This is a genomic window from Arthrobacter sp. CAN_C5 (assembly GCF_017875735.1).
Classification (GTDB): domain Bacteria; phylum Actinomycetota; class Actinomycetes; order Actinomycetales; family Micrococcaceae; genus Arthrobacter_D.
The window spans coordinates 2,519,420-2,540,182 of record NZ_JAGGMZ010000001.1 but is presented as its reverse complement, the minus strand read 5'-3'; the positions used below and the strand labels follow the sequence as shown (position 1 = coordinate 2,540,182).

Annotated in this window: 19 protein-coding genes; 12 read left to right on the top strand and 7 right to left on the bottom strand. The window is 66.7% G+C overall.

Features of this window, described 5'->3' with window-relative positions; all coding sequences use genetic code 11:
- Positions 1 to 301: 301 nt before the first annotated feature.
- Both H4V95_RS11960 and H4V95_RS11955 read right to left on the bottom strand, forming a co-directional pair.
- A complete protein-coding gene (locus H4V95_RS11960; protein WP_209730723.1) occupies positions 302 to 1,279 on the bottom strand; it encodes a M56 family metallopeptidase in 978 nt (325 codons plus the stop codon).
- A gap of 4 nt (positions 1,280 to 1,283) precedes the next feature.
- A complete protein-coding gene (locus H4V95_RS11955; protein ID WP_196866633.1) occupies positions 1,284 to 1,649 on the bottom strand; it encodes a BlaI/MecI/CopY family transcriptional regulator in 366 nt (121 codons plus the stop codon).
- A 134-nt stretch (positions 1,650 to 1,783) separates the two neighbouring features.
- On the opposite strand from H4V95_RS11955, the gene H4V95_RS11950 reads away from it, so the two are divergent.
- On the top strand, positions 1,784 to 2,770 hold the full coding sequence (locus H4V95_RS11950; protein WP_245345680.1) for a GNAT family N-acetyltransferase: 987 nt from the start codon (positions 1,784 to 1,786) through the stop codon (positions 2,768 to 2,770).
- Between the two features lie 2 nt (positions 2,771 to 2,772).
- Here H4V95_RS11950 and H4V95_RS11945 read toward each other — a convergent pair whose 3' ends face one another.
- Entirely contained in the window at positions 2,773 to 5,253 is a 2,481-nt protein-coding gene (locus H4V95_RS11945; protein ID WP_209730722.1) for a DNA topoisomerase (ATP-hydrolyzing) subunit A, read from the bottom strand.
- An 82-nt stretch (positions 5,254 to 5,335) separates the two neighbouring features.
- Between H4V95_RS11945 and H4V95_RS11940 the strand changes: the two genes are divergently transcribed.
- Genes H4V95_RS11940 through H4V95_RS11925 form a run of 4 tightly spaced genes read left to right on the top strand, consistent with a single transcriptional unit; the run spans position 5,336 to position 10,672 of the window.
- Complete coding sequence (locus H4V95_RS11940; protein WP_209730721.1) at positions 5,336 to 8,038, top strand: bifunctional GNAT family N-acetyltransferase/acetate--CoA ligase family protein; 2,703 nt, start codon at positions 5,336 to 5,338, stop codon at positions 8,036 to 8,038.
- 44 nt (positions 8,039 to 8,082) lie between these two features.
- The gene (locus H4V95_RS11935) at positions 8,083 to 8,760 is read left to right on the top strand and encodes a DUF5998 family protein (RefSeq protein WP_196866636.1); all 678 of its coding nucleotides are present in this window, start codon (positions 8,083 to 8,085) and stop codon (positions 8,758 to 8,760) included.
- Between the two features lie 6 nt (positions 8,761 to 8,766).
- Entirely contained in the window at positions 8,767 to 9,963 is a 1,197-nt protein-coding gene (locus H4V95_RS11930) for an alkaline phosphatase family protein (protein ID WP_209730720.1), read from the top strand.
- On the top strand, positions 9,956 to 10,672 hold the full coding sequence (locus tag H4V95_RS11925) for a thymidine kinase (RefSeq protein WP_209730718.1): 717 nt from the start codon (positions 9,956 to 9,958) through the stop codon (positions 10,670 to 10,672). Before H4V95_RS11930 ends, H4V95_RS11925 begins: the two co-directional genes overlap by 8 nt.
- A 52-nt stretch (positions 10,673 to 10,724) precedes the next feature.
- Here H4V95_RS11925 and sepH read toward each other — a convergent pair whose 3' ends face one another.
- A complete protein-coding gene (gene sepH / locus H4V95_RS11920; RefSeq protein ID WP_209730717.1) occupies positions 10,725 to 11,972 on the bottom strand; it encodes a septation protein SepH in 1,248 nt (415 codons plus the stop codon).
- A 279-nt stretch (positions 11,973 to 12,251) separates the two neighbouring features.
- On the opposite strand from sepH, the gene H4V95_RS11915 reads away from it, so the two are divergent.
- The gene (locus H4V95_RS11915; RefSeq protein WP_209730714.1) at positions 12,252 to 12,551 is read left to right on the top strand and encodes a DUF4193 domain-containing protein; all 300 of its coding nucleotides are present in this window, start codon (positions 12,252 to 12,254) and stop codon (positions 12,549 to 12,551) included.
- Positions 12,552 to 12,568: 17 nt separating this feature from the next.
- On the opposite strand, the gene H4V95_RS11910 is transcribed toward H4V95_RS11915, so the two are convergent.
- Positions 12,569 to 13,033 carry a DUF3093 domain-containing protein gene (locus H4V95_RS11910; protein ID WP_209730713.1) on the bottom strand — a complete coding sequence of 155 codons (465 nt, stop codon included), beginning with the start codon at positions 13,031 to 13,033 and terminating at the stop codon, positions 12,569 to 12,571.
- A 132-nt stretch (positions 13,034 to 13,165) separates the two neighbouring features.
- Between H4V95_RS11910 and dut the strand changes: the two genes are divergently transcribed.
- From dut to H4V95_RS11890, 4 genes are all read left to right on the top strand, one after another.
- Positions 13,166 to 13,654 carry a dUTP diphosphatase gene (gene dut, locus H4V95_RS11905; protein ID WP_196866642.1) on the top strand — a complete coding sequence of 163 codons (489 nt, stop codon included), beginning with the start codon at positions 13,166 to 13,168 and terminating at the stop codon, positions 13,652 to 13,654.
- 229 nt (positions 13,655 to 13,883) lie between these two features.
- On the top strand, positions 13,884 to 14,612 hold the full coding sequence (locus H4V95_RS11900) for a DUF3710 domain-containing protein (protein ID WP_196866694.1): 729 nt from the start codon (positions 13,884 to 13,886) through the stop codon (positions 14,610 to 14,612).
- Positions 14,605 to 14,985: an OB-fold nucleic acid binding domain-containing protein gene (locus H4V95_RS11895; RefSeq protein ID WP_196866643.1), complete on the top strand. Its 381-nt coding sequence runs from the start codon at positions 14,605 to 14,607 to the stop codon at positions 14,983 to 14,985. The genes H4V95_RS11900 and H4V95_RS11895 overlap by 8 nt, the downstream gene beginning before the upstream one ends.
- Positions 14,982 to 15,713, top strand: a complete 732-nt coding sequence (locus H4V95_RS11890; RefSeq protein WP_196866644.1) for a DUF3159 domain-containing protein — start codon at positions 14,982 to 14,984, stop codon at positions 15,711 to 15,713. The genes H4V95_RS11895 and H4V95_RS11890 overlap by 4 nt, the downstream gene beginning before the upstream one ends.
- 57 nt (positions 15,714 to 15,770) lie before the next feature.
- On the opposite strand, the gene H4V95_RS11885 is transcribed toward H4V95_RS11890, so the two are convergent.
- Both H4V95_RS11885 and H4V95_RS11880 read right to left on the bottom strand, forming a co-directional pair.
- Positions 15,771 to 16,487 carry a TrkA family potassium uptake protein gene (locus H4V95_RS11885; protein WP_196866645.1) on the bottom strand — a complete coding sequence of 239 codons (717 nt, stop codon included), beginning with the start codon at positions 16,485 to 16,487 and terminating at the stop codon, positions 15,771 to 15,773.
- The gene (locus H4V95_RS11880; RefSeq protein WP_196866646.1) at positions 16,484 to 17,158 is read right to left on the bottom strand and encodes a TrkA family potassium uptake protein; all 675 of its coding nucleotides are present in this window, start codon (positions 17,156 to 17,158) and stop codon (positions 16,484 to 16,486) included. Before H4V95_RS11880 ends, H4V95_RS11885 begins: the two co-directional genes overlap by 4 nt.
- 127 nt (positions 17,159 to 17,285) lie before the next feature.
- On the opposite strand from H4V95_RS11880, the gene H4V95_RS11875 reads away from it, so the two are divergent.
- Complete coding sequence (locus tag H4V95_RS11875; protein ID WP_196866647.1) at positions 17,286 to 19,262, top strand: APC family permease; 1,977 nt, start codon at positions 17,286 to 17,288, stop codon at positions 19,260 to 19,262.
- A gap of 58 nt (positions 19,263 to 19,320) precedes the next feature.
- Positions 19,321 to 20,634 carry a class I SAM-dependent RNA methyltransferase gene (locus H4V95_RS11870; RefSeq protein WP_196866648.1) on the top strand — a complete coding sequence of 438 codons (1,314 nt, stop codon included), beginning with the start codon at positions 19,321 to 19,323 and terminating at the stop codon, positions 20,632 to 20,634.
- The last annotated feature ends 129 nt before the right edge of the window (positions 20,635 to 20,763 follow it).

Below are 20,763 nucleotides of genomic sequence, written 5' to 3'. Positions count from 1 at the left end.
CAGTGAGGGTGATCCCGTGGTGAGGAGCTGTGCCCGCCATCTGGTTCCCACTGGTTCACGGTGATCAGTGGGCATGTCTAGACATTCCCACTGACCGGATCCGATCAGTGGGAAAAGAGCCCGGGAGGGTGAATCTTCCGACCGTTCAGGCAGCACAAATGCTCACCAGGGGAGTGGCTTCAATGTGCATGAGCGTTGATGCTCAGTGAGAGTGATCCCGTGGTGAGCAGCCGTGCCCGCCAGGGCCTCCCTGCACAGGGGCACCACGAGGGGAGGGCGCCCCGGGCTGCGGCGTGATGTCCTAGCCCAACACCCAGGGGGCCATCAGGAGCAGGGTGGGGGCCACCAGCAGCAGGCCGGAGGCGCCGAGGGCTACTCCCTGCTGCGCGGGCGAAAGGGGTGGCTGCGGGGTGAGGAGCCGGTGGACCCGGTTCACCGTGGATCCGGTGTCCTGCCCGTTCGGGGGCCCGGGTGTCAGCATGGTCGTGGACAACGCGTCGGGTGGACAGACGCCGTCGGGATCGTCCAGCGGACCGGACGCCACAATGGCGATCGCCCGTGCCAGGACCGGCTCGCTGACCGTCTTCAGTGCCTCGTCGTCGGCCAGCATCTCGATCAGCTCGTTGACCGCTCGCTGCGCCAGCTGGGAAGTCGGCAACCACGGCAGTGCCGACCGCCAGGCGGCAAACGCCCAGAGCAGCAGGTGGTGGCGTTGGTGGAGGTGGGCGCGCTCGTGCACCAGGACGGCGTCTAGCTCCTGCGCGGTCAGCAGTTCCAACAGCCCGTTCGACAGGACGGTGACTGAGCGGGCGCCCCCCGGCAGACAGTAGGCGACGGGGGTGGGGTGGTTGATGACCAGTGTGGCCGGGCGGTTCGCGGCCGGTGAGCTGAGCAGGTTCAGCATGTCACGGTGGCGGCGGCGCTGGCCCTGGATCTTGGCGTAGGTCAACAGCAGCGTGAAGATCAGGTGGGCGCCCAGCAGACCTGCTGCGCTGAGCGCGAAGACGTGCACCAGGCCCAGTTCAGCGGCCGGCTCATTGCTGACGGCCATGGCTCCCAACCGGCCGAGAGCCTCCACGAGGTTGTCTCCCAGCGGGTCGAGCCCCCACACCAGCATGGCACCGATCATCGAGAGCCCACCGGCCAGTGCAATGGCCTGCCAGAGGATCATGGCGATCGCTGGTGCCCGGGTGGGCCACTTGGCCCGCGACAGTGCTACCGGAGCGGGCCAGGCGAGAACGACGGCGAGCCCGGCCAACAGATGGGCGGCCCAAAACATCCGTTCAGCTGCCGAGCAGTTTACGCAGCGCCTGTGCCTCGCTGTCCGATACGCTTCCGATGAACCGTGCCAGAACAGCTTCCCGGTCCGGCGCGGTGACGAGGACCTCGTGCATCAGCTCGGCGGTGTGTTCCTCGCGGCTGGTGATGGCCCGGTAGCGGTGTGGGCGGGTTTCGCGTTCCCGCTCCACCAGGCCCTTTTTCTCCAACCGTGACAGGACGGTCAGGACAGTTGTCACAGCGAGTTCCTTGCCCACGGCCTCATTTGTGGCCAGTGCCAGCAGGTCGCGGAGCGCATTGGCTGTCAAAGCCCCGGGGGTGCCCCACAGCAGGTCCATCACTGTGCGTTCGAGTTCTCCGAGGGTGGCCATGCAAATCCTTCGTGTTAGTTGTGGGTTACTGGCTAAATCTACTCCCTTTTCCAGCAATGTTCTACATACGGTAGAACAGATCACATTGACGACGGCGAAATGCTTCACCCGGCCTCGTGTCATATTCTTTTGCCATGACTAAGTCAGTGACGGAATACTTTCCCACCGGCACGCCCCTGCAGTGGCGGCCCATCACGCCGGACGATATCGGGCAGTGGCTGGAACTGCTCAAGCGCATGGCCGAGGAAGACAAGCCGGACTGGGTTGAAGAGCGCGCCGACCTGGAGCAGATTCTGGAATCGTCCAAAACCGACCCGGTGCAGGACACCATCCTGGGCCTGGACGCTGACGGCGTGCCCCGCGCGTTCGGTGCCATCCAGAAGAACCACGGTTCCACCCTGATCCACACGATGGGCGGGGTGGATCCGGCCTGGCGGCGCCGCGGCATTGGTACCGCATTGTATGGGTGGCAGGTCGGGCGGGCCCGTCGTCGCCTTGACGAAGACGGCGCAGCGGCAGGCGTGCTGCGCACCTATGCCGAGGAGCGGGTTCCCTCCCAGCTGGCCCTGATGGAGGCGACCGGGAACACCGTGGTGCGGTACTTCACCGAGATGACCCGCCCGCTGCGGACCGAGATCCCGACGGTCGAGATCCCGGCGGGACTGCGGATCGCGACGTTTTCCGAGGAACTTTCCGAGGCGGTCCGGCTGGCCCACAACGAAGCGTTCCAGGACCACTGGGGCAGCGAACCGCGGGATCAGGAATCCTGGCGGTACACAGTGACCCACCCCGAGTTCAAGCCGGATTGGTCCCTGGCAGTGGTCGACGAGGAAACCGGCGAGGTGGCCGCCTACCAGCTGGTCAGCTTCGACCCCGGCTCGAAGGACATCCTGGGATACACGGAGGCCTACACCGACCTGCTCGGGGTGCGCCGGAACTGGCGGGGGCTCCGGCTGGCCCCCGCGCTGCTCGTCGAGGCGATGCGCCGGTTCGCGGCCGACGGTATCGAGAACGCAGGTCTGGGCGTGGACACCGAGAATCCGTCAGGCGCGCTCGGCCTGTACGAACGTCTGGGCTACGAACCCACCCACCGGGTCAGGGTCTGCGAACTACCGATCTAGCCTCAGACCGGGCTGGGCCCGATCGCATCGACCGTCTGGCTGAGCGCCACGCCTGAACCATCACGCCGACCGTGCTCGGTGGGCAGCGCCCGGGACACACCGCTGGAGGATGCGGCCTTCGCCGGTCCGTGTCCAGCCCAGGCGACGACCAACCCATCCTCGTCCTTGAGGAACCGGTGGGCGCGCACCCCGGCGGTGGCCCTGCCCTTCGCTGGGTACTCGGAGAACTCGGTGACTTTCACCGATCCCGCGGAGGTGCCGGGCAGCGCCCCGCTGGCGGCTGCAACGGTGACGACGACGGCGGCCGGGTCGTCCGCGGTCACCGCACCGAAGTGAATGACCGAGTCGCCCGTTCCCAGCTTGATGCCCGCCATCCCGCCGGCGGTGCGGCCCTGGGGCCTGACTGTCGCCGCAGGGAAGCGCAGCAGCTGTGCCTGCGAGGTGATAAAGACCAGCGCATCCTGCTCGGCAGCAGCGGCCAGGCCCACCAGCCGGTCCTTCGGCTTCAGGGAAATGACCTCCCACTCGTCCCGGTTGAGCGGGTACTCGGGAGCCACCCGCTTCACCACGCCCTGTGCGGTGCCCAGGGCGATCACGGTGTCCAGGGGCGCCAACCCCACCAGGACCTCTCCCGGAAGCAGGGTCATAAACTCCTGGGCGGGGACGCCACCGGCCAGGTTCGGAATGCCAGCGGTGGGGGCCAACGCCGGCATGTCCATCACCTGCAGGCGGAGCATCCGCCCGGCGGAGGTCACCGCACCGACCTCTGCCCGGGCGGTGGAGGGAAGGACCGATCGGAACACATCGTGCTTGACCCGCTGCCCGCCCTCACCGAAGGGATCCTGGGTGGAGGTGCGCGCCAGCTGCCCTGACGTGGAGAGGATGACCCAGCAGGGGTCGTCCGCGATCTCGAGGGGCAGGGGTGCCGGCTTGCCGCCGGTCGCAGCAGCGGTCGGCATCACGGTGCCCTTCAGCGGGGAGCTGGACTCGGACTCCAGCAGGACCGTCCGGCGCGGCGTCGCGAATTCCTCCGCTACGTCGGCAAGTTCCTCCGACAGGAGGGCCCGCAGCCGTTCCTCGGAGCCGAGCAGCTCTTCCAGCAGCGCAATCTCGCGGCGCAGCTCGTCCTGTTCCTTCTCGAGCTCGATCCGCGAGTACTTGGTCAGCTGGCGCAGACGTAGTTCGAGGATGTAATTGGCTTGCAGCTCGGACAGGTCGTAGATCGACATCAGGCGTTCCCGCGCCTGCGCCGACTCGTCGGAGGAGCGGATGATCTGAATGACCTCGTCGATATCAACGATGGCGATCAGGAGACCCTCGACCAGATGCAGCCGGTCCTTCTTGCGCCCCAGCCGGTACGTGGTGCGACGCCGGACCACCGAGAGCCGGTGCTTGATGTAGACCTGCAGCAACTCGACCAGGCCAAGGGTGCGGGGCTGCCCGTCCACCAGGGTCACATTGTTGATCCCGAAGGAATCTTCCATCGGCGTGTACCGGTACAGCTGGGCGAGGACCGCGTTCGGGTTGAATCCGTTCTTCAGCTCGATGACCAGCCGGAGACCGTGACGGCGGTCGGTCAGGTCCACAATGTCGGAGATGCCCTGCAGCTTCTTGGAGGTGACGGCATCCTTGATCTTCTCGATGATCTTTTCCGGTCCCACCGTGTAGGGGAGCTCGGTCACCACCAGACCGGTCCGCCGGGCGGAGAGCTGTTCGATGCCCACGGTGGCCCGGGTCTTGAACGATCCCCTGCCGGTGGCATAAGCGTCCCGCACCCCGGCGAGACCGACAATTTTGCCGCCGCTCGGAAGGTCCGGTCCGGGAACGAAACGCATCAGGTCATCGAGACCCGCATCCGGGTTGCTGATCAGGTGCCTGGCGGCGGCGATCACCTCGCCGAGGTTGTGTGGTGCCATGTTGGTGGCCATGCCGACGGCGATGCCGGTGGCACCGTTGACCAGCAGGTTGGGGAACGCCGCCGGGAGTACTTCCGGTTGCAGGAGCTGGTTGTCGTAGTTCGGGACGAAATCCACCACATCTTCGTCCAGATGGTCGGTCATGGTGAGCGCCGCGGCCGCGAGCCGTGCCTCGGTGTACCGGGGGGCGGCCGGGCCGTCGTCGAGCGAGCCGAAGTTGCCGTGACCGTCAATCAGGGGCAGGCGCAGCGAAAAGTCCTGGGCCATGCGCACCATCGCGTCGTAAATCGCCGCATCCCCGTGGGGGTGCAGCTTTCCCATCACCTCGCCCACCACGCGGGCGGACTTCACATGCCCGCGGTCCGGCCGCAGACCCATGTCGGTCATCATGTAGAGAATGCGCCGCTGGACGGGTTTGAGCCCGTCCCGCGCGTCGGGCAGCGCCCGGGAGTAGATCACCGAGTAGGCGTACTCCAGGAACGAATGTTCCATCTCGGAAGTGACGTCGATATCGATGATGTTCTCGGTGTAATCCACCGGGGCTGCTGTGGTTTGGCGCCTGGCCATGATCGGGTGGTCCTCGGGTCGTGAAGGGGGTGTGCTGCCAACGGTAATGACGTGGGCGCCAAACGCCCACTAGGGTGAGTCTATGGCTGCTGGCGGACATTACCCGGAATATTGGGAGGCCGACGTCGTGTTGCGGGACGGCGCCACCGCACATTTGCGACCCATCTCGCCCGACGACGCGGATGCTGTCCAGCACTTTCACATGCAGCAGTCCGAGAATTCCATCTACCTGCGGTTCTTCACCTACAAGTCGTCGCTGAGTACCAAAGAGCTCAAGCGGTTCACCGAGGTGGACCACCGCGACCGGGTCGCCTTCGTTATCACCCGCGGCACCGACATCCTGGGCATCGGCCGGTATGACCGGCTCGATGACCCGACCGAAGCGGAGGTCGCGTTCAACGTCTCGGACGCCCATCAGGGCAGGGGGCTGGGGTCCATCCTGCTGGAACACCTCGCGGCAGCGGCCCGGGAGAACGGGATCAGCCGGTTCTCGGCTGAGGTCCTTCCGGAGAACCGGAAAATGATCACCGTTTTCGCTGAGGCCGGGTATGAGGTGCAGCGCCATTTCGACGACGGCGTGGTGATGCTGCAGTTCAACATCGACCCCACCGAGAAGTCACGAGCCGTCATGGAGTCCCGCGAGCACCGCGCTGAGGCGCGCAGCGTCGCTGACCTGCTCTCGCCGTCGTCGGTCGCCGTCATCGGCGCCAGCCGCGAATGGGGAACCATCGGGTACTCCCTCCTGGAACACATCATCGACGCCGGCTACACCGGTGACGTGTACGCCGTGAACCCCGAGGCCTTCGAACTGGCGGGAATGATCTCCTTTGCATCGATCGCGGAGGTGCCGGGGCCCGTCGACCTCGCGGTCATCGCGGTGCCCTACGACCAGGTGGCAGCGGTGGTCGACCAGTGTGGGGAGGCCGGCGTCAAGGGTCTACTCGTCGCGACCGCCGGGTTCGCCGACGACGGCGCCGCCGGCCTGGCCCGGCAGCGGACCCTCGTTCACCGGGCCCGGGCCTACGGGATGCGGGTGGTGGGACCGGCATCCCTGGGACTGGTGAACACCGACCCGGCGGTCCGGCTCAACGCGTCAATGGCTCCCGCCCTGCCCACCGCCGGAGCACTGGGCCTGTTCAGCCAGTCGGCGGCGATCGGTGTTCTGCTCTACGCGGCCGCCGGGCGGCGCGGACTGGGACTGAGCTCCTTCGTCTCCGCCGGGAACCGCGCTGACATTTCCGGCAACGATGCCATGCAGTACTGGGAAGATGATCCCTCCACCCGGGCGGTGGGGCTCTACCTCGAATCGGTCGGTAACCCCCGCAAGTTCTCCCGTATCGCCCGCCGACTGTCCAAGACGAAACCCGTCATCGTGGCGAAGTCCGACGTGATGGGCCTCCAGCTGCCGCCGGGCCACGCCGTGCGCACCACCCAGGCGCCGTCCGGCGCGCTGGATGCGATGCTCAAGCAGTCGGGGGTGATCCGGGTAGAGACCACTGCCCAACTGGTGGACATCGCCCAGATCCTTGTCAGCCAGCCGCTGCCCGCCGGTCCCACCCTTGCGGTGTTCAGCAACTCCCTGGCGCTCGGCAAGGTGGTGGCCGATGCAGCCGCCGCCCAATCCCTGGACGTACGGCGCCTGGTGACCGACATCGACCTGGACACCGGACAGTCGGTCGCCCTGCCCGCCCTCCGCGCAGCGGTCCTGGAGGCCTTGGCGGACGAGGAGGTGCACTCGGCGGTCGTTGCCCTGCTGCCCGCCCCGGGCCTGACGGTCGACGCCATCGCCGCCTGCCTCAGGGACTGCTCAGGGACGGCCAACAAGCCGCTGGTCGCGTCCTTCGCCGGCATCCTGGACCCGATGGTCCGCTCCGAGGGGCTGCTCGCTGTCCCCGACAATCCGGTGGGGGAACCTACCGGCCAGCGGGGGGTGCCGTGCTATGCGGGCCCAGGAGCGGCAGTCGCGGCGCTGGGAGCCGTCGTGACGTACGCCCGGTGGCGGGCCCGGGACAACGGCGGGTTCCACGAACCGGCGGATATCGATCCGGACGCGGCGTCGGAGCTGCTCCATCAGGCGCTGGAACGGGTCGACGGGGACGGGCTGACCCGCCTGGACGCGGCAGAATCTGCCACCCTGCTGGACCACTACGGCATCACCTTGCTCCCCGCTGTCCGGTTCACCACCGCCGATGAGGCGGTCGCGGCCGCCGACCGGCTGGGCTGGCCCGTGGTCATCAAGACCGTCGATGAGCACCTCCGGCACCGGCTCGATCTCGGCGGCGTCCGGCTGAACATCGAGGATGCCGACTCTCTGCGCCTCAACATTGCCCAGATGGAGAAGGTGCTCGCGCCCTTCGGAGTCAGCGGGATGGAGGTGCAGGCGATGGCGCCATCCGGTCAGGCGTGCACCCTCCGTGCCATCGAGGACCCACTACTGGGGCCGGTGCTGTCCTTCGGGCTGGCGGGCGACGCCGTCGACCTCCTCGACGACTGGGCCCACAGCATTCCGCCGCTCTCCACCGTGGACATTTCGGACCTGGTCCGTGCACCCCGGGCCTCCCGCAAACTGTTCGGGTACCAGGGCCTCCCGGCCACCGATATCGCGGCGATCGAGAACCTGATCAAGAGGGTCGCCGTCCTGAAGGACCGCCACCCCGAGATTGCCCTGCTCGAGTTCAACCCGGTGCTGGTCTCGGCGGGTGGGCTGGTTATCCTGAGCACGGACATCCTGGTGGGCAACCCGCAGCGACGGACCGACAGTGCCCGGCGCGCCATGCGGGACTGACACCGGGTTAGGCGGCGGGCGCCCACGTAAGGGAAACTGGATATATGACCTCATCGCTCTCCGCTGAACGCCGCAGCCTCGACGCCTCCCTGGAACGGGCTGGCTTCTACCCGCGTCTGGTCGCAGACACGGTGCACGATGCCCTCGACGGCAGGGAACCGCTCTCACACGTGGTTCACCTGGAGACTCACTTCGAGCGGAACGAGGTGCACCGCCACATCACCGTGCTGGTCCTCACCGAAGACATGCTGGTGATCACCCACGTGGACGATCAGCAGCTGGACGAGGACGGGCAGCAGATGATGGCGCAGGTCTCCACCGAGTCCGTCCCGGTCAGTCAGATCCGGTCAGTGGTGCTCAGCTACCTGTACGCCCAGCCGCAGGACTACAAGCCCTCCGATCAGGCGCGTGAACTGACCCTTGCTATCGCCTGGTCCGGCGGCCAGCGGCTGGATATGGGACCGGCCGGCTGCAGCGACCCACAGTGCGACGCTGACCACGGCTACACCGGCACCATCTCGCAGGAGGACATTGTGCTCCGCGTGAGCGCCGAGGCCGACGGCATGCAGGCCGTTCAGAACGCCAAGTCGTTTGCCCGCGCGCTGCGGAAGGTCAACACGGCCAACCCGGTCACGCCCGCCGCCGCGGGCACGTTGGCTCCGGCGCCGCGCAGGCAGCCCGGTCTCGGTGCGCGTTTCAGCCGGACGCACCACCAGGGCTAGCCCGCAGTGGACCACGTAACCGGACACCGGGAGCCTCTTCCGGCGGCACCCGCCTATGGCCGCAACACCATCGCCGAGGTGTTTACCAGCGCCGCCGCCGCCCTGGATCTCACCTCCGCCACCGGCCCCTTCGATAATGCCCTTGGCCTGCCGGACGCGTCCCGCGTCTGCGTGGTGGTGGTCGACGGTCTCGGGTCGGCGCTGCTGAAGAAACGTGGCGGGCACGCTCCGTTCCTGCGGCGGCACCTGGACAGCGCGCGCACCATCGGATCGGCGTTCCCGTCAACGACCGCCGCGTCGCTGGCCAGCCTCGGCACCGGTCTGCCTCCCGGGATGCACGGCCTGGTTGGCTACGACGTCCTGGATCCCGGGCAGGACAAGGTGGTGAACATGCTCGGCGGCTGGGACTCCGCAGTGGACCCAGAGCGTTGGCAGCCCTACCCCTCGGTCTTCGAACAGGTTTCCTCCCAGATCCCCGTGGTGAGCGTTTCCCTCCCGAAGTTCGCTGATTCTGCCATGACCCGCGCCGCACTCAGGGGCGGCAGCTACGTGGCAGCGGGAACCCTGCAGGCGCGGGTGCGCAGTGCACATGAGCAGCTTGCTGCGACGAAGCGCTCCCTCGTGTACCTCTACTTCAACGAGATGGATAAGGCTGGACACCGGTTCGGCTGCGGTTCGCCCCAGTGGGGTACCCAGCTGGAGGATGTCGACGCCGCTGTCAAAACGCTCGCCGCCCGCGTGCCATCCGACACGCTGCTGCTGCTGACCGCGGACCACGGGATGGTCGACGTCGATGTAGCGCACCGCTACGACTTTTCGACCGATCCCACACTGATCGACGGAGTCGCCCACACGGCCGGAGAGCCGCGGATGCTCCACCTGTACCTGGAGCCCGGTCTGTCCGCTGACCGGCGCGAGAGCCTCATCGCGGCCTGGCAAAAGGCCTACGGGCAGTTCGCGTGGATCTTCACCCGTGAGCAGGCCATCGAGGGAGGGCTGTTCGGACAGGTCGACGAACGGGTCCTGCCTCGCATCGGTGACCTCCTGGTCGCGGCACGGGAACCCATTGCGCTGTACGATCGCCGCCGCACCTCCGAATCGGCGATGGAAGTCGTGGGGCAGCACGGCTCCCTGACCCGCGCTGAACGCGAAGTGCCGTTGCTGACGCTCGGCCGTCCGGGCGGGAAGGTCACCCGTGGCTGAACTGATCTTCTTTTCCGGCACCATGGACTGCGGCAAGTCGACGCTGGCTCTGCAGATGGACCACAACCACCGTGCCAGGGGGCGTGCCGGTTTGCTCTTCAGCTCCCACGACCGGGCGGGGGAGGCGATGATCTCCAGCCGGCTCGGGCTCCAGACGGGGGCGGTGGAGGTCTCTGACAGCAGCGATTTCTGGGCCGAGATTGTCCGACGGCGTACGGCCGCGGAACGGGTCGATTACCTCATCTGCGACGAGGCCCAGTTTTACACCGGCGAGCAGATCGACCAGCTGGCGCGCATTGTCGATGAGATGGACGTCGACGTGTTTGCGTTCGGGATCACCTCGGATTTCCGAACTAGGCTTTTCCCGGGCTCACAGCGGCTGATTGAACTCGCGGACCGGGTCCAGGTGCTTCAGGTGGAGGCGCTCTGTTGGTGCGGCCGGCGGGCTACCCACAATGCTCGGACCATCGACGGCGTGATGGTTGTGGAGGGCGACCAGGTGGTGCTGGGCGACGTCGAACTACAGAAGGTGCAGCGGGACCCGCTGCAACCCGAACTACCGATTGTTGACGGGGTTGAGGAAGACGCTCCCCACCTGCCCGTGACGGCTTACGAAACGTTGTGCCGGCGACACCACACCCGGCGGGTCACCCTGCGGACAGCCAACGCAATGAAGAGCAACGAAATGCTGCTTCCGTTCTCACCCTAGGGGGGAACGGAAGCAGCATTTCGTTGTCTCAGTGCACGTGGTCTCAGTACACCTAGTCGCTCTTGGTACCGAAGACGATCTCATCCCAGCTGGGGACGCTTGACCGCTTCGGCCGGATCTTGCGATCTGCCGGCTCGTCTGCTGCCTTCGGTGAGCTGGCGGGCACCGGGTCCCGTCCCTGGCGGTCATCTGTTGCCTCAGCCGGGTCATCCGACGGCTGTACCGGGCGGCTGGGCCGGGCGAAAATACTGATCTCGTGGGTTTCAGTGCTCACTGCTTCGGAGAGGCGGGGCGAGCCATCACTGTAGGTCTGGTGCTCCTGGTCGTCGTCGTGCGGCACTGATGGGGCCAGGCTGAGGCCGGCAAACCGCTGTGGTCCCTCGGCGTCATCGGTGCTCTCAGCGGATCCGGTGGCCTCCAGCTCCTCTTCGCCCTCGGTGGGACGGGGGTGGGCAGCCGGGATGCTGCCCTTGGCCAGCAGGTGCGCGAGGGCGTCGTCGCCCTCCTCATCCACTCCCAGGCGCTGCCCGCGGCGGGACCGGAGCACGTCCAACAGGTTGTCGGAGGCTTCTTCGGCGGCAACCTCGGGGGACTTCTGGGCTTCGAAGTCGAAGACGTGATCGGCGACGGCGCTGAGCCGGCGCGTCGGCAGGGGGCCGTCGAGTGGTTCGAGCTCGCTGAGCAGCTGGGCCCAGCGGTTGGTGTTGAGGACCGTCTTGCGGCTGGGGTTGAACGTCCACTGGGCTGGTGGCTCCTCGCCCACGCTTACCCGGGCGTCGGTCGCGAGCTCAAAGCGGGCGACGACATTCCATAGTCCGTCCGGGCGGCGCCACGCGTCCCACTCGACGCCGCTCGGGTCCACCCCGTAGGCCTGCAGACGGTAGTCAACCATTTCACCCAGCTGCGCCGGGTTCTCACCAAACGCTGACCGGTAGCCATCGTGGGACGGCAAGGGGGAGGACACCTCGACGCGCTGGGCCAGGATGGCCATGTAATCTCGCTCGGCGCGCACCGGACCCTCGTAGCGGAGCACGTGCGCCAGTTCCTGGCCGGACTCGTCAACGATGTCCTGTGCCGTTGCGCCGCTGCGGATCCGCGCCTGGATGTCGCGCGGTGACAGTGGCACCACCGGCTTGCCCGCCGGGGGTGGTGGTGTGGTGATCTTGTGCTGTTCCATGGGGCGGGAAACCGCCATGCGGAGCGCCTCGTTGACCGGCAGGCTGTAGCTCGAGCCGTCCTCGCCGTTCAAGTGCAGGTGTCCGCCGTTTTCGTGAACACCTACCAGCCGTAGTTCCTGCATGAAAATCCTCCGAGCCGACATTGCTTCCTTACCGTGAAACTGTGCCACCTGTTGGCCCACATGCCTACTACACCCGTGGTGTGGCGAGGAACTTTCGCCGTCGGATAGGCCAGGACGACGCCGAATTGGACTATCACGGCAGCTTCCGTAACAATCGCTGGCTACGGGCACAAACTGCAGTCGGTCAGCGTTGGAGACGACGTTGCACAGTTTCGACATGAACGTTGGACAGGTTCCATGGAGCACAACCACAGAACACCGGAGAGTGAACAACCCCTAATGGCGCTTGATGACTATACGCCGCGCACCACCCACGAGGCCGTCGGCACTGATTCGGTCGATGAGTTGAACGCCCAACGTGCCGAGCACCAGTCGCCGGTGATCGACGAGGACGAGCTGGAAGCTGCCGATGGGTTCGAACTACCCGGAGCCGACCTCTCGGGCGAGGAAATCCAGGTGCGGATCCTTCCAGCCCAGGCCGATGAATTTACCTGTGCCTCCTGTTTCCTGGTGCGCCACCGATCCCAGATCGCCCGGCAGATCGGTGCGCTGACTTACTGCAGCGATTGCGAGGGATAGACCGCCAGGACCGAGCATTAGCTGGCCAGGGCGGCGACGAGCTGGTCGGGGCGGCGGGTGGAAGTCATCCAATAAGGAGTGGGATCCGCCGGGTCGGTGATGGCCACCCGGACCACCGGGGAGATCCAGCCGCGAATACACAGGTATGCCGTCGCATTCAGTTGCGGTCCGCGCTGCGCGGTCGCGTCCTCTCCCATGTAGGCCGTCGCCTCACCGAGGAATTGCCGTTCTATGGTGGCCCGTCCCACGGTCAGGTGCGACGAGGTGACGACGATCCGTGGGGTCGACAGCACCAGGAGCGTGACCAAAACCACCGCGACGACGGTGGCCGCGATGAACCCGGTGGTCAGGTTGATCGGGGCGAACGTGACGACTGAGGCGCCCGCTGCTCCGGCCGCGACGAGCCAGATCCACGGTGCGGGCCAGAGCCGCTCCTCGTAGATGACGGGGCTGGCGGATGGTCCGGGCGCGGGGGTTGACATACCCCTACCCTGACAGATTTTCCGGGCCACTTCATCCCGATGCGCACCATCAGGCCACCCGGCGGCCGCCAAGGTTAAGGCGCTAGAGTGAAGGCCTACCCCGATCACCCACGACGTAGCTGGAGTAAGAACGTGCTGGACCCACAGCGGAGACTTCCCGTGCAGATCAAACTGCTCGACGACGCGATGACACCCCCGGCGTACGCCCAGCCGGGTGACGCAGGAGCAGACCTGCGGACCCGCATCGATTTCCGGCTGGCCCCGGGGGAGCGGGCCCTGGTGCCCACCGGTGTGGCCATTGCCCTCCCGGAAGGGTATGTGGGCCTGGTCCATCCGCGGTCCGGTCTGGCTACGAAGCACGGGGTGACTGTGGTCAACGCTCCGGGGACCATCGACTCAGGCTACCGGGGTGAGATTGCCGTCACCCTCCTCAATACCGACACTACTGAGTCCCTGAGCTTCAAGCGGGGGGACCGGATCGCCCAGCTCATCATCCAACAGGTGGAACAGGCCGACTTCACCGTGGTTCAGGAGCTTCCGGAATCGGTGCGGGGCGCTGCGGGATTCGGGTCCACCGGCGGCTACACCATTGAAAACACAGCGCATCCGACCCACGCATAACCTAGAGGATATCCAGCTACGGGACCCGACACTACGGATCCCACACACCAAGGAAAGGAACCCAATCATGGTTTTTGGGCGCCTGAAGAAGAAGCAAGCGAACCTCCCGGCAGAAGAGGCGGCACCCGCCGGCAGCCCGGTCGAGGAACAGGATGCATCAGCGGCAGCCGCTGCAACCGACGAGGCAACCACCGGGGCGAGCACCCCGACGGACGTCCCCGAACCGGAAATGGTCTCTGACGACACCGCCGCTCCGGCCGCAGCCGACGACGACGTCGAGCCAACCCCCGCGGCCCCCGCAACTCCCGTGGCGCCCGCCCCAGGAGTGGTTGTCTCCCGTGACAACGGCCCGTTCGACGTCTCGGAACACGACAACGACGCCGGCTACATCGACCTCGGGGCCCTCCGTATCGGGGCGGCCGAAGGCCTGCAACTTCGTCTGGAAGTGGAAGAGAAGACCAAGCGGGTCATCGCCGTGACCCTCGACCTGAACGGATCGAACCTGCAACTGCAGGTGTTCGCTGCTCCCCGCACCGATGGGTTGTGGGACGAAATCCGCGCCCAGATCGGCGTCTCCGTCGGTTCGCAGGGCGGCACGGTCCAGGATCGGGTTGGAACCTTCGGCACCGAGCTGGTCGCCCAGCTCCCGGCCAAAACCGCCGATGGGCAGCCCGGCTTCCGGGTGGCTCGCTTCCTCGGCGTCGACGGCCCCCGCTGGTTCCTCCGCGGGGTCATCGGCGGACCCGCGGCGATCAACAAGGAAGCGGCCGCACCGATTGAGGAACTCTTCCGCAAGGTCGTCGTGGTCAGGGGAGACCACCCGCTGCCGCCGCGTGAACTGCTACAGCTCCGGCTGCCCAAGGAATCGGCGTCAGCGCGTCCCACTGAGCCCGTGCAACCGGCTCCTGATCTCACCGATCCGCTGAAACGCGGTCCCGAGATCACCCACATTGGCTGATCGGCCGGGGGTCGACAGCGCCGGGGTGCACCCCGGCGCCACAGGCATCGCAGGGCTTCCGGCCCGAGGACGGGCCCGGGCCCGGGGCTACATTTCCCGGATCACTGTCCTGCCCCGCAGCTCAGCACCCCAGTTCTCCGCGGTCGTGTCCGACGACGCCCCGCCGGTGACCGCCGGATCCGACCGCCGCGACAGTGTGTCCCGCCGCCAACGGGCCCAGGTGCGGTTGGTCTGGATCGGGCAGCGGCGGGTGCCGGGCATCGAAGCGGGAACCCAGATAGCTTTTGAAGGTATGGTCAGCCCGGTGGACGGGATGCCAACGATCTACAATCCTCGTTACGAAATCATCGGCCGTCCGGAGGCACAGCAGTGAGCACCCCGCAACCACCCAGCACCGGGCCCGAGCCCGATCCGGCGCAGCGTCAAGGGCCCTCGGCAGCTGAACTGGCGGAACAGTATGCCGCACGGTCCGGTATGCAACGCTCGGAGGACGGCCAGATCGACGTCCTGAAGTCGATTGGTGGCGTCAGGGGCCTCGCCGAAAGCATCCTGCCCGGCCTGATCTTTACGGTGGTCTTCACCATCAACCGGGACCTGGCGAGTTCCCTCATCGCCGCGCTGGGTGTCGCGGCTGTCTTCACCGTCATCCGCCTGGTCTCCAGGACCCCCCTCACGCAGGCGCTATCCGGCCTGATCGGCGTGGCGATCTGCGCTTTCGTCGCAAACCGCACCGGCAACGCCGAAGACTTTTTTGTCCCCGGATTCTTCACGAACGGCGCCTACATCATGGTGATGGTCATCTCCATCGCAGCGCGGTGGCCGATCGCTGGGCTGTTGTTCGGCTTCATTAGGGGCGAAGGAGTCGACTGGCGGAAGGACCCCCTGCGGGTCAAGGCGTACACCATCGCCACCTGGATCATCGTGACGGTTCTTGGACTGAGGCTCGCGGTCCAGATGCCCCTGTATTTCGCCGAGAACTTCGTGGCACTCGGGACCACCCGGCTGATTATGGGGCTACCGCTCTATGCGCTCGGACTGTGGCTCGCGTGGCTCGTGTCCCGCCCGCCCGCCCAGCTCCCTGCCGGGGCAGCAGGCCGGTAGCCCGAGGCTGGCGGCAGCCCTAAAGTCAGGGGAGCCGTCAGCCAGCGGAACTGTGGGTTAGGGCAGCCCCGGCGCGTCGACCGGCGCACCGGGCTCGTCGTCGCCCGCGTCACCGGGAACGGCGAGCAGCACGCTGCGGAGCGCATCCTCAGCGGCGATCGCGGCGATCAGGAACAGCTCGTCGCCCGGTTCCACCACATCGTCCGGGCTCGGCGTAATCGATGCGTCGTCCCGCAGGATTGCCACCACGGTGCAATCCTCCGGCAGGATCAGCGAACCGAGGGTCCGGCCCACGATCGGCGACTCCTGCGGGACAGTGAACTCGACGATCGACGTGACACCGCTCTGCAGTGTCAGCAGCCTGACCAGGTCGCCAATCTCGACCGCCTCCTCGACGAGCGCGGTCATCAGCCGGGGAGTGTTCACTGCCACGTCGACACCCCACGAGTCGTCGAACATCCAGTCATTCTTCGGGTTGTTGACCCGACCCACCGTCCGGCCCACCCCAAACTCGCTCTTCGCCAGCAGGGACACCACCAGGTTGACCTTGTCATCGCCCGTCGCGGAGACCACCACGTCAGCCTCATCCAGCCGGGCGTCCTTGAGCGTGGTCAGCTCGCAGGCGTCGCCGATCAGCCACTTGGCGCCTTTGAGACCGCTGCGGCCGATCACCTCGGGCTTCTCGTCGATCAGCAGGATCTCGTGGTTGTTCGAGAGCAGCTCCTTGGCGATCGACGATCCCACGCTTCCCGCGCCCGCTATGACTACTCTCACTCCGACTCCTCCACAGGTTTCTTGGCGAGGATACGCCCAATCTCGTCGGTGGCGGAGGTCTTCATCATGGCGTGCACAATGTCGCCTTCCTGGTAGGAAGTCTCCGAGGTGGGCAGCATCCCCTCACCGAACCGGGTGAGGTAAGCGACGCGGATCCCGGACGCGGCCTCGATATCGGCGAGCGACCGTCCCAGCCAGCCGTCGTGCAGGGTGAGCTCACCGAGAATCAACCGTCCCGAGGTCTCCCGGAAATCCCCGTTGATGCTCTGTTCCGGCAGGATGCGGCGCAGCACCTGGTCGGCGCTCCACCGGACCGCGGCAACGGTGGGAATGCCCAGACGCTGATAGATCTCCGCGCGTCCGGGGTCGTAGATGCGCGCCACCACGTGCGGCACATGGAAGATCTCGCGGGCCACCCGGGTAGCGAGGATGTTTGAGTTGTCGCCGCTCGACACCGCAGCGAAGGCATAGGCGTTTTCAATGTCGGCGTTCTTCAGCGTGTCGCGGTCAAAACCGACGCCGGTGACCTTCCGCCCCCCGAACGTTCCCCGGAGCCGGCGGAATGCGCGGTCGTCCTGGTCAATGATGGCCACCGTATGCCCCGACTCGTCAAGGGTATGGGCGAGACTGACGCCAACCCTGCCGCACCCCATAATCACAAAATGCGCCACTAGCGCCACCTGCCGTTCCAACCGATTGCCAACCTACGTGTCAACGCGCTCCACTCGCTGGGGGCCTGCGTCCGCTGCACCCAGCCTAATGGAGTGTGGCAGCAACAAACGCGCTAGTCTGTGGGCTGTGCTGACTTTCTTTGAAGCCGTCAAGCGGGTGCTGGTGGGCAAACCGTTCCGCAACGACCGGCTGCGGCATCAGACCCTGCCCAAGCGGATCGCGATGCCGGTGTTCTCGGCCAATGCCCTGTCCTCCGTGGCCTACGCACCCGACGAAATCCTCCTCACCCTGGCTTTGGCAGGACTGGCGGCCGTATCGGTGTCCCCCTGGGTAGGTTTGGCCGTCCTGGTGGTGCTGCTGGTGGTGATCGCCTCCTATCGGCAAGCCGTCCACGCGTACCCCACCGGGGGCGGCGACTACGAGATTGCCCGCCGCAATCTGGGAAGTTCAGCCGGACTCACCGTGGCGTCGGCTCTGATGGTGGATTACGTGCTGACCGTCGCCGTCTCCGTGTCCGCCGCTGCCCACTACCTCATTGCCCTCGCCCCGGGATTGGCTGGTGGCCAGACGGTGATGGCGGTGGCTGGCGTCGTCGTCCTGGTGTTGCTGAACCTCCGCGGCGTGTCCCGGAACACCCTCGCCCTGGCCATCCCCACCTATGTCTTCCTGGCCGCGATCCTCGGCATGTGCGCGGTCGGCATCATCCAGCGCCTCAACGGGACGCTGGGGGAGGCGCCCAGCGCCAGGTTCGAAATCATCCCGGACCCCGCGCTCGACGCCGGACTGGTGGGCCTCGCGGGTGCGCTGCTGATTCTCCGGGCCTTCTCCGCCGGGGCGGCAGCCCTCACCGGTGTCGAGGTCCCCAGCGCCAACGTGCCAAGCTTCCAGGCTCCCCGCAGCCGCAACGCAGCGTCCAGCCTGCTCATTCTCGGCGTCGCTGCGTCGGCCATGATGGCCGGGGTGATCTACCTGGCCAACGCGGTGAAGGTGCACGTGGTGCAGAACCCGCAGGAGCAGCTGCTGCTGGACGGCAATCCCGTATCCGAGGACTACATCCAGAACCCGGTGGTGAGCCAGCTGGCCCGCACCATCTTCAGCGACGCGGCGATACCCTTCGTCCTGGTGGTGGGCGCCACCGCCCTCATCCTGGTCCTGGCCGGTCACGCCGCCTTCAACGGCTTTCCCGTCCTAGCCTCCATCCTCGCCAAGGACGGCTATCTGCCCCGCCAGCTACGCACCCGGGGGGACCGGCTCACCTTCAGCAACGGCATCCTCGCCCTCGGCGCTGGAGCCATTTTGCTGATCTTTGTCTTCCGGGCCGACGTCACCCAGCTGGTGCAGCTCTATATTGTCGGCGTGTTTGTGTCCTTCACCGCCAGCCAGGCCGCACTGATCAAGCACTGGACCCGCGAACTGCGCAGCACCGCAGACAAGAAGCGGCGGTGGCGGATGAAGAAGTCACGGGCCATCAACACGGTCGGTTTCGTGCTCACCGCCGCTGTGCTGGTGGTGGTCCTGGTGACCAAGTTCAAATACGGCGCCTGGGTGGCGGTGCTGGCAATGGTGGTCCTGTTCGCGCTCATGCACAGCATCAAGCGGCACTACGACCAGGTGGCGAACGAACTGGCCCTCGACGAATCCACCTTCTCCCGGGCGCTACCGTCCCGCGTCCACGCGGTCATCCTGGTCTCCCACGTCCGGAAGCCGGTGCTCCGGGCACTGGCGTTCGCCCGCGCGTCCCGGCCGTCCAGGCTGGACGCGATCGTGGTGGACGTGGACCCCGAAGAGACCGAGCGGACGCTGCGCGACTGGGACCGGTACGAAATTCCGGTGCCGATCACCGTCCTGGCGTCACCCTACCGGGACACCATCCTCCCGATCATGGAGTACATCAGGAGCATCCGCAGCGACTCCCCACGGGACCTGATTGTCGTGTACATCCCCGAATATGTCGTCGGCCGATGGTGGGAGCAGCTGGTCCACAACCAGACCGCCCTCCGCATCAAGACCCGGCTGCACTTCGAGCCGGGGGTTATGGTGGCAAGTGTCCCCTGGCAGCTCGCATCCTCCGACGCTGCAAAGAAATTTCAGGACCTGCAGTGACATTGTTTTAGCTTCACCTTTCGTTCCACAGAGCCGCAGCACTAGTTAAGGACCCACAGTGACAGACGAGCCGTCAGGCACCCTCGACCTCTCCATCGGCCCGGTGGCCCACGGTGGCCACTGCGTCGCGCGACATGAGGGCCGGGTCATCTTTGTGCGTCATGCCCTGCCCGGTGAGAGAGTGCGGGTCAGGCTCACGGAGCACGACGACGGCGCGAGCTTCTGGCGCGCGGACGTGGTCGAGGCGCTGGAGGCATCAGAGCACCGGGTCAACCATCCATGGCCCCTTGCCGATGCGTTGCTGGCCGCCCAACGGGGCGCGGCGCCCGTGGGCGGTGCCGAGTTTGGGCATATCGCCCTGCCCACCCAGCGCCAGCTCAAGGGGACGGTCGTCAGCGAGCAGCTCGCCCGGCTGGCGGGAGTGGAGCGGACGGTCGAGGTGGAACCGGTTCCGGGCGAATCCCCGGACGGCCTGAGGTGGCGCACCCGGGCAAGTTTTGCCGTGGCACCCGACGGGCATCTCGCCATGCATGCCCACCGCTCCAACGAACTGATCCCGGTAGCCGAGATGCCGCTCGCCATCGATGCGATCAACGAACTCCAGCTGTGGACCATCGACTTCACCGGCATCCAGCGGGTTGAGGTGGCGGTCGGCTCCGCGGGCGGGCCGCCCCTTGTGCTCCTGGTTCCCGCGCCGGGGGCACGGCGCAAACAGACCGCGGCCGTCGTTCACCAGTTCGACGGTCCCGCGGTCGCCTTCTGGGATCCCGAGAAGGGGACGGTGGAGCGGGTTCGGGGCAAGACCTGGCTCGCTGAGACGGTGCGGGATCAGACCTACCGGATTACGGGCGACGGGTTCTGGCAGATTCACCGGGGCGCACCGGATCTGCTGATGGGCGCTGTCCTGGATGGCCTGGCCATCCAGCCGGGGGAGCGGGCCGCCGATCTCTATGCGGGGGCGGGGCTCTTCACTGCGCCGATCGCCGATGCCGTCGGCGACACGGGCAGCGTCCTCGCGGTCGAGGGGGCGCCCGGCGCCTCCCGCGACGCCAAGCGAAACCTGCACGGCCGCACCCAGGTCGACATCGTGCAGGGCAAGGTGGACCGGGTGCTCCAGGAGCGGAAGCCTTCGCTCGATGTTGTGGTGCTGGATCCGCCGCGCGCCGGCGCGGGTCAGGCCGCCATCACCGAGGTGATTTCCGCCGGTCCGCGTGCAGTGGGTTACGTGTCCTGCGACCCGGCGTCGTTCGCCCGCGACGTCGGATACTTCCAGCAGGCCGGGTGGGAACTGGACACCCTCCGCGTGTTCGACCTGTACCCCCACACGCATCACCTGGAGTCCTTCGCAGTGCTCCGACCGACTGCCGGCTAGGTCCGACGGCGGGTCGGTCGCCCATCGGTGCTCCCGGCCGGTCCCCGGTCGCCACCGGGTCCGTGGCGTTTTGGCCACGGGCACGCTTGGCGGGGATCCCGCGTTAGAGTTAAAGACCCGCAGGTGGAC